Genomic DNA, 9,220 nt, shown 5'->3' with positions numbered 1-9,220 from the left:
CCGGATCGGGAGAGAAGTAAGCGCGCAGCCGGTTGAGGTCGGGCAGTCGGCCGGCATCAAGCTCGGTCGCGAGCTGATCGGCGAGTTCGGCCTCGCAGCCGCGCTCATGGGCCAGTGCGAGCAGATCGACCATGATCCGGCAGGCTTTCCTGTCCGGCAGCCGTTCGCGCAAGCAATCGAAGGTTCGGCGATAGGCATCGCGCGGGAACAGCCGATCACGGTAGACGAGATTGAGCAGCGCCATTGGCTTGCGCCGCAAGGAATGGATCACGTGCCGATAATCGACGACCTGGTCGTGCTTGCCGTTGGAATGCGGCCGCCCACGCGGCAGGGTGACGAGATGGGTGCCGCCGACGAACACGTCGAGACGATCGTCGTAAAGGCGCACCCGCAGTTGGTGCCCGATCAAACGCGACGGCACGGTGTAGAACACCTTGCGCAAGGTGAAGCCGCCGCTTGACGTCACGCGGACAATCACCTCCTCGTAGTCCGAGGTGCGGCGATCTGGCAACGCCTGCAGGGTGGCGCGCTCGTGGTCGATCCGCTTGGAGTTGCGGGCATTACGGCGGCTGACGATCTCGTCGATGAAGCCGCGATAGGCGGCGAGATCATCGAAGTCGGCAGTGCCGCGCAACAGCAGCGCATCGGCGATCGTGCGCTTGAGATGGCCATGCGAGCTTTCGATCGCCCCGTTCTCGTGGGCGATGCCGCGATTGTTGCGGGAAGGCCGCATGCCGTAGTGGGCGCAGAGGTCCTCGTACCGCCTGGTCAGATCGTCCCTCGCATTGCGATCGAGATTGCAGAAGGCGGCCGACAGGCTGTCGGTCCGATGCTCCCGCGGTGCCCCACCGAGCGACCACAGGGCATTCTGCAGCCCTTCGGCCAATGCGACGAAGCTCTCGCCACCGAGCACGACATGGGCGTGTTCAAACCCGCAATAGGCCAACCGGAAGTGATACAGGCGATGATCGAGCGGCACGCCAGCGATGGCGACCCCAAGCTCGCCCATATCGGTGAAGTCGGACAGGCCGACCTGGCCCACTTCGTGGGTCTGGCGGAACATGACCTCCTGCTCCTCGCCGTGGATCGCCCGCCAGGCGCGGATCCGGCGCTCGAGCGTGCGGCGGATTCCAGCCCCCAGCTCAGGATGGCGTCGGAGCATCTCCTCGAAGATGGCCACGGGCCGCACGCCGGGAGCCGCCTTCAGCATCGGCACGACCTCCAGGCCGAAGACGTTGGCCAAGGGATCCGGCCGCCGCCTTTGCCGCGGTGTCTTCTTTTGCGACGGAAGGCGCAGATCCTTCTCGAGCCGATAAGCGGTCGACGAACTGAACGACGCCTTCGCGGCCGCCTCTGGCGGCGAATTGGTTTGACGGAACTTCATGTAGAGCCTCATCTGGTAATCGGTGACATGGCAGCCTGGCAACGGGTGATTCCTCTTTGGCGAGAAGAACCATCCATCACCGGCCAGCCGCGATCACCAGACGGCGCGGTCCGCTCGGATCGCGCCGTCGCCGGGCTCGTAACTCCGGTCGGGCTACGCCCTCCCTGCGTCACGAGCCCGGCGAACCTCTCTCATCCTGATTGACGCTGCACTTCCATCCTGATTGCCGCGCCGCAGCCCGCGGTGTCTTCAACGCGGCGTACGGACCTCTCCTGTTCGACGTGACCTCAATCCCGTTCCCTGCGAGCGGTCGTGAGCGGGCGACGCTCGATGCGCTTGAGTCAGCATGTCGGAACGAAAATCCCGCAGCCTTTGTTGTCGAGCCTCTGGTGTTAGGGGCAGGCGGAATGCTGATGTACCCAGCTTGGGTGCTAAGAGAGATGAAGCGGATCTGCGAGGCGTCGGACGTTCTGTTCATTGCCGATGAGGTCATGACGGGCTGGGGCCGCACCGGAACAATCTTCGCCTGTGAGCAGGCCAATGTTGTGCCAGATATAGCGTGCTATTCCAAGGGTCTCACGGGAGGGGCGCTGCCGCTCGCGCTGACACTCTGCCGGGCAGAGATTTTCGATGCCCATTATTCAAAAGACCGTACGCGCACATTCTTTCATTCGAGTTCGTATACGGCAAATCCGGTGGCCTGTGCCGCCGGCAAAGCTAACCTGGATCTGTGGAAAGGCCAGGAATGTCACCGGCGCATCGCTGCGGTCGCAACCATGCAAGAGCAGGCAATTGAAGGATTCCGCGCCGATCCGCGCTTTGCAAACGTTCGCCGTAGCGGCACCATCACAGCACTCGACCTGAAGACGAGAGATACCGGCTATCTCGCAGGCGTCGGCCCGAGGCTTCACGCCTTCTTAACGACCGCAATCTCTTGCTGCGTCCACTCGGTAATACGATTTATGTGATGCCGCCATATTGTGTAACAGCAGGTGACCTGGACGAAATTTATGCACGCATCTGTGACGCTGCCGATGCGCTGGCCTGAAGACGCGCGCGGTAGCGCAAGATGAAGGATCCTGAGCTGTCGTCGGCTTCCCGAACGACTTGAGAGAGCCTTGCCATAGATTTTCGAAATGGGCGATTGTGACCTCGCATCTGCAATGTGGGTTCCAAGGGGAAGGCCGTTTCCAGAGACATGCGGAGGCCGGATCAGATCGAACAGAGCCACATTTCGCAGCTGTCAGTTGAACGCGTCACGATTCCAGTTCTGCAATGATGCAAGGAGGAAAGGCACACCATCGTCATGACCACGGGTTATGATGCGGTGACGGCATGTATCGCCGATCCTGTCGTCGACGTCATTCTTGTCGGCGATAGCGTCGGCAATGTATGCCTTGGGTGTGATGACACTTTACCCGTCAGCATGGGATGATGAATCACCACTTGGAGGCGGTCGCGCGAACAAGGCCTCGCGCCCTGCTTGTAGCTGACATGCCGTTTCTCAGCTTTCATATCAGTCCCGAGGACACGATACGCAACGCTAGAGATTTCCTGCAGCTTGGCACAGACGCAGGCTATGTAGAGGACCGTCAGCTGCTGCAGGAGGGCCTCTCGCGCTGGGCAGCTGATGTCCTTAACGCAGCATTCCCCGCGTCGCAGGAGTCATGTCGTCTTCCGGACGGTTTGCGCGACTCGATCGTAAACTGGACGCCTTCCAAGTCAAGGTAGTGCATGGGCAACTGCGGGCCGAGACGGAGATTCGAACGACTGGGACGTCTCGGATTCAGTACGGCACTCGAAGAAACATTTCGCCGAGTGTGATTGGATTACGTTCGATCGCCAGATCTGGGTCGAAACCCGGCGGCTAGAGGACTGGTACAGCGAAGCTCATCTCACGACTCTCGATTGAACAGACGGACGCAATGGGCTGAGTTCGCCGGTGCCATACAAACCTGAGCAATACACGCTTCGATGGGGTTGCTCTTATGCCGATCACCGGCTCGACGGGCGGCACGCCGTCGCCGTCGAACGCTGTTCCGGGCGTCACAAGTCGATGCCATCGCAATACCCTGCCGTACTCAAACAATTAAATGCAATACAGCTAGTTTATTGCAGGTTTGGCCTGCGGGAGACCTGAGCGTGGCGGCATTCCAACGACGAGCTGAGATAGATATGGAACGCCGCGAACAATCGAGCGCACCATTAGCGCGGTCGCAATAATCGAGGCACCGAGCAGACCCGCGATGATCAACCGGGTCGTGAGATCCCAAAGTTCTCCGAATTGTACGAAATCCATGAGACGGAACACGGTACCCTGGACCAGGTAGAGCAGCAGCGTGGTCTGGCCCAACTCCACAGCGATAAAGCGGGCCATCCGATTTGAATGGCCAAGGCTCCAGCATTGCAGCAGGAGTTCGATAACGATTGCTGAGGCAGCTGCAGAGCCAACAAACATCAGAAGCACGTCTTTAGCCGACCGAAGATCGTGAATTACCCCAAGATTATTGTAGACATAGGTGTCCTTGCCCCACGCTAGAAAGCATACGCAAGTCACTATCGAGAGAAATAAGACCAGGAGCGGCTTGTGACGTCGCCATGTACTCGTCCATCGTTCTCTCGATTGAGCAAGCAAGAAGCCGAAGCAGAAGAACGGGTAAGTGAATCTGATCAGGGGTGATATGGAGAATGTCAGAGGCGCGAGTGCGACCAGTATGGCTACGCCAGATATGACCCACGATCGCTGGTCGAGCCTGCTAGAAATCTTGATGAGAAGGTAGGAAACAAACGTGGCCCAGATGAACCAGTAGGTGCCAGCGAAATCGTCTAAAAATCCCAAAAGTCCGCTCGTTATGCTGGTCGCGCGCCACAATGCCGCCAGCTTAACGGTCTCCATGAACGTCCACCAAAACAGCATCGGCAGCAAGAGCTGCTTCGCACGGTCGCTGGCGGCTCGAGTGAACGACTTTTGCAGCAGCGATCGAGAAGAAAGATATCCGCTTATCGCCATAAAGAGTGGCATGTGAAACATATAGATCGATTTGTAGTACGGCGAATACCAAAACCCGTCGTCTCGGTAGATGACATACTGGATCAGGTGCCCAACGATCACCAAAACAATGAGCGCACCTTTCGCGAAGTCTAAGCTCAGATCTCGATCGTTAGCCTCTGTAGTGCGCGAGCTCGGGGCGATCGTTCCAGTCACGCGTAGCAATGTATGAAACATCTAGATATCTGTTGTTGATGAGCCGGCGGCCCGTTGTTCGCTTCTTCTGCCTCATTTTTGATCCAAACGAAAGGTGATGGCGGGACTTTTTGGAAGGGAGTAAGCTCAGCTTGTTTAGCCTTCAAGAACGAGCTGTGGGCCGAGCCTCTCTGAATGCCTCAAGGAAATTCGCGGCAGAACAGATATCTAGGTTAAGCTAGTGATGTAGCAGTACGGGCGCGGCATACTATTTGCAGAGGCAGGTTCTGGGAGGAAGACTGGCGCACTCAGTCTCCCACTCAGCCCGACGCATTTCAGACCCGGCAGATGCGTCGGGCTTCTTCCGTCCGCCCAGCATACTTGACATTTGGCCGTCACCTTCGGTTGCCGCCGAGGCGCTCACGCCAATAGGCGCTTCTGATGCTGAACTCGGGCACGCCAACATTGGGGTTGCGGCAGTGTGCTACGCGCGCACACGGAGAACGGTGCTCCGCAGCCTGGCGCAAAAGCCGAGGACCGACCCTTTCTGATTGAGATGCTGGCTCGGTTAGCGTAGCTGACGCCGTGAACAGCGCCGGGGATCTCCCGATGGCTGTTCAACCGGGCCGACGCTGCCGGAATGAATGCCACGCGGCCGTCGTGACGTGGGCCACGGGCTTGATCGTCCTGCGATCGTGGCCGCACGCAGAACCGATCATTGCTTATGCGCCTTCAATCGTCCGACGCCCTTGTTGACCTCGACAGCCGTGACCCGTCGCAAGGCCATTCCGGCATCCCGCCCGCGTTTGATGTTGCGCGTGACACCGCGAATGGTGCGCATCATGTTCTCGGTGATGTTGTACAGGCGAGCGATGAACGAAGCTCCTTCGGCAACTTCAACCGGACGACAGTCAGGATTTCGTCGAGGCCTGCGAGGATGCTCACAGCTACGCCGAGCCATGCCGATCGACTCGACGCGCGACATTGCGGATCAATTTTTCAGCCATTTCGGCGTCATCGAGCTCCCAGGTTGGCGCAGCACCCGACGGGTGGCCGCATGATGCTCTTTCGGCAGGCGTTCCATGATGTTTGCGCGCCTTGTAGATCTGGCAGCGCTGGGTCGTGGCGGCCGAACCGAAGGTGCTGCGGATCGCCTTCGACAACGCTCAACATGCTTTTTGACTTCGCCGTCGACCCCGATCGCGGTGGTCAGCACGAGATTGTCGCCGAGATGCAGCCCGTCGATTTGGACCACCAGAAGGTCGAGCGCCGACAGATCGGCCGCCATGAAGTCGGCCAGCCGCGCCGTCGGCAGCGCTACGAACCTCCGCGAGCCGCCGACTTCGACCCCCCGATCCGGCCCATGCCTGCACGTCACCCCTCCGGCAGCCGGACAGCGCGGGCGAACCGGCGCGTCGACACATTGATCAGCATCAAGTCCATCGCCCAGCGAGCGAGCCAGTGCTCCTGCGCCGCCATTTTCCCAGGACGGAATCGTGACCTCGCGGGCGTTCACGCCCTGAATCCGTTCGCAGGCCGCCGTCACATCTGCCTCCGTCATCGTGCCGAGCGCCTCGATCCCTGCCGCAAGGCAGAACCGATCAAAGCTCGCCCGCACTTTCGCAAACGCTCCGTCCACAGCCCGGTCGCCGGCCAACCAGCTGGTGTGATATCTCTCGTCATCGCGTCGCTCTCCTTTGTGGAATCAGCACGCCGAGCCTACCGGCTCAAGGGCAACGCCGACCTCTTCAGAAATTCAACAGAACCCGGGACATCCCCACCGCGCGTTCCTTGACGGCTTTCGTCGCAAAGCCGGCCGCGGGATGATTGCTGCTGCGCCTATGCTGTAAACGGCTCAGGCTGGATCGCTGCTGCTCAATCTACGGTCCTAACAAAGTCCGCGCTCGTGCGGCTGGCATCTGGCCACCAAGAAGCCATACACAACATTGGACTCAATTCCGCACCAACGAGCTCACCTTCGGCCGACCTCAGACTGGAAACTTAGATAAGCCACCTCGACCAGAGTCGCTCGCGAGGGCGAGGTTCTATGGTCAAAGGTGCTGCTCGCACTCACGTATTGTGGACCGAGGAGGGCAGCAGGCGCTCTCCGCGGATAAGCCGACTCGGCCGATCTCAGATAGCCTTGGCCTTCAGACGTCACCTTCATGATCATCGCTTCAAAACTCCTGACCATTTCGGCGGCAAGCAAGGACTCACGCCAGTGACTTGTGCGGCGATGCTGTCGCCAGCAACAGTTTCTCTCGTGTGCCTACAAGTTTAGCTTGCTCGGGCTGAATTCAATGTTTCGGTCAATGACTCCTCAAATATATCTAGGCCTTGTCCCAACGTTTCTTGATCGATCGTAAGTGCAGGCAAGAACTTTACAACCTGATCGATCGGTCCGCATCGCTCGATAATCAGTCCCTTTTTAAATGCTCTATGTGACGTTGCCTCTGCGATTTTGGTCGTTTTGCAATCGAATCCACATACCAAGCCCCGTCCACGAACAGCAAACTTGTTTCCGTGCTGGTGCGCGATAACATCGAGTCGACGCCGCATAAATGCGCCCAAGCGTCGGACCTGTTGCGAGAACGTCTGGTTGCGCCAGTACAGATTCAAAGCCGCTTTGCCAGAAACGAGTGCAAGGTTGTTTCCTCGAAACGTCCCCGTGTGCTCGCCTGGTTCCCATGCGTCAATTGCTTCTTTGATCAGGAGCATCGATAATGGCAAACCGTACCCACTCAGCGATTTCGACATCACAACAATGTCTGGCGACAACGCGGCGAACTCGAAACTGAAGAACTCGCCTGTACGGCCACAGCCCATTTGGATATCGTCAACTATGAAAATAGCTCCGACCTCTTTTGCCAAAGCTTCAATTGACTGCAACCATTCCTTACCCGCGACGTTAATGCCTCCCTCCCCTTGCACGGTTTCGACGAGAATGGCGGCTGGAAGATCAGTGCCACTGCTCTCATCCATTAATACCTTTCGCACGTAATCCGCCGGACTGTGAGCGGAGCCAAGATACCCATCATAGGGCATGAACGTTGTGCCGGATAAGGGAATGCTGCTGGCTTTGCGGTAAAAGCGGTTACCGCTCGCGGCTATGGCTCCCAAGCTTTGACCGTGATATCCATTCGTGAAAGAAATGACGTTTTGACGTCCTGTGATCTTACGCGAGAGCTTTAGAGCTGCTTCAACAGCGTTAGCTCCCGTAGGCCCTGTAAATTGAAAGCGGTAGGAAAGATTCCGTTCACGAAGGATGACAGAGCTAAAGGCCTCCATAAATTCGACCTTAGCTGGGGTGGCCATGTCCAAGCCGTGGACGACGCCGTCCGAGTCCAGATACTCGCTGATTGCCGCTTTGATCTCCTGATTGTTGTGGCCATAATTTAGCGCTCCAGCGCCGGACAGAAAGTCAATGACCTTTCGGCCATCCTCTGCGAACATAATCGAGCCGCGCGCCCTGCTGAACACAGCAGGAAAGGAACGTGAGTACGAGCGCACGTTGGACTCTAGCATTTCGACTGTCTTCATTCTGTGCGGCTCGTGTCCTCCAACCATGTCGTCGTCTCCTCGACAAGAAAATCTGCCCGACGAACAAGCGCGCGGCCAACATTGTACAGGATTGGCGGACCATGAGAGCACGGTTCCGGCGCCTCTCGGCGTCCTTTGGGCTCTGCGTAGACGTCTGAAAATCAGCTCCAACGGCTTACCCGAGGAACCAGGCGGAACAAAGCTACTATGTCTAGTAGTTTCGTCCCCATCCAGCGAGGGCCCAGGCTAAGTCGTCTTTCGCGGGCAGGTTTGCTTAGTCGCGCGCGATCGAAGAATTTGCGCATACAGCGCAGTTAGCTTGGAAGCGGGGAAGTATGGGGCCGAGAAAGTTCATCGCGACCAGAGGGCCGATGCGCTCCCGGCGACCGCGGAGCCCGCCAGCCGGAGGCGTGTGTTGGATGCTCACGCTCAGGGTCCCGCCGAGTAGAAGGGACACGGCCGCCGCGGATCTGGCCCGGTGCGCGGGCTTATCGCTCGTCCAGAGCCGCCGCTTTGGGCCTTGCGTTTGGCCGGGATCGGCGCGGAGAGTGGTGGAGTGGATGCGTTCGGCAGCAAAGGCGTGGCTTGAAATTGCTTCGACCAGTGGCATTTGTGTTGCCCTGCAACCCGATTGCGTAGGTTCGGGTGCTTCGGCCCGCAAAGGGTTGCTGGGAGCGAACGCAAATTGGCAAGTTTGGCGTACACCACTCGATCACTTCGAAAGCTCAATATCGAAAATGCGGCCTTTGGGATTCCTGTGAATTCCCAAGCGATCGCCTCGACAGACTGCGGGATTTTGGACGCGATCGTCCCGTCCTGCTCCCGCAAACTCGGTGCCAGATTTGTCTGAAGCGGTGGCACAAGTTTGAGGTGAATTCTTTGTTCTAACGAGGTCCTGCCGGCAAGCCGCTGCCGTGGCACTTCGCGCTAAGCTCAGCAAGGATCGTAGCAGTGAAGGTAGGGCGCTCGTTAAACCGATGAGGGCCTCGCCTCCTCTGATTGCGCGATCATACTGCGGATTCCGATTTATTTCGGCCGGGTATTCCGACTTGAAGCCGGCCATCGTTCCGATTTGAAGCCGGCCACCATTCCGAAATGAAACCGGCCGGCAT

General features: G+C 58.4%; 3 protein-coding genes and 3 pseudogenes. 2 read left to right on the top strand and 4 right to left on the bottom strand.

Features of this window, described 5'->3' with window-relative positions:
- A partial coding sequence (istA, locus tag IVB36_RS39610; protein ID WP_247395117.1) for an IS21 family transposase occupies positions 1–1,396 on the bottom strand: 1,396 nt, incomplete at its 3' end.
- A gap of 224 nt (positions 1,397–1,620) precedes the next feature.
- Between istA and IVB36_RS39605 the strand changes: the two are divergent.
- Together IVB36_RS39605 and IVB36_RS39600 are read left to right on the top strand one after the other, a co-directional pair.
- Positions 1,621–2,432: pseudogene (locus IVB36_RS39605) on the top strand (aminotransferase class III-fold pyridoxal phosphate-dependent enzyme); the annotation flags it as partial.
- A gap of 150 nt (positions 2,433–2,582) precedes the next feature.
- A pseudogene (locus IVB36_RS39600) lies at positions 2,583–2,950 on the top strand (3-methyl-2-oxobutanoate hydroxymethyltransferase); the annotation flags it as partial.
- A gap of 538 nt (positions 2,951–3,488) precedes the next feature.
- Here the strand turns inward: IVB36_RS39600 and nolL are convergent.
- From nolL to ectB, 3 genes and pseudogenes are all read right to left on the bottom strand, one after another.
- Positions 3,489–4,610 carry a nodulation factor fucose acetyltransferase NolL gene (gene nolL, locus IVB36_RS39595; protein WP_247395114.1) on the bottom strand — a complete coding sequence of 374 codons (1,122 nt, stop codon included), beginning with the start codon at positions 4,608–4,610 and terminating at the stop codon, positions 3,489–3,491.
- 575 nt (positions 4,611–5,185) lie between these two features.
- Positions 5,186–6,251 (bottom strand): annotated as a pseudogene (locus IVB36_RS39590) (transposase).
- Positions 6,252–6,845: 594 nt separating this feature from the next.
- Complete coding sequence (ectB, locus tag IVB36_RS39585) at positions 6,846–8,108, bottom strand: diaminobutyrate--2-oxoglutarate transaminase (RefSeq protein WP_247395111.1); 1,263 nt, start codon at positions 8,106–8,108, stop codon at positions 6,846–6,848.
- Positions 8,109–9,220: the final 1,112 nt, after the last annotated feature.

The organism is Bradyrhizobium sp. 35 (assembly GCF_023073215.1).
Lineage (GTDB): Bacteria > Pseudomonadota > Alphaproteobacteria > Rhizobiales > Xanthobacteraceae > Bradyrhizobium > Bradyrhizobium canariense_D.
This window is presented reverse-complemented; position numbering and strand designations above follow the sequence as displayed.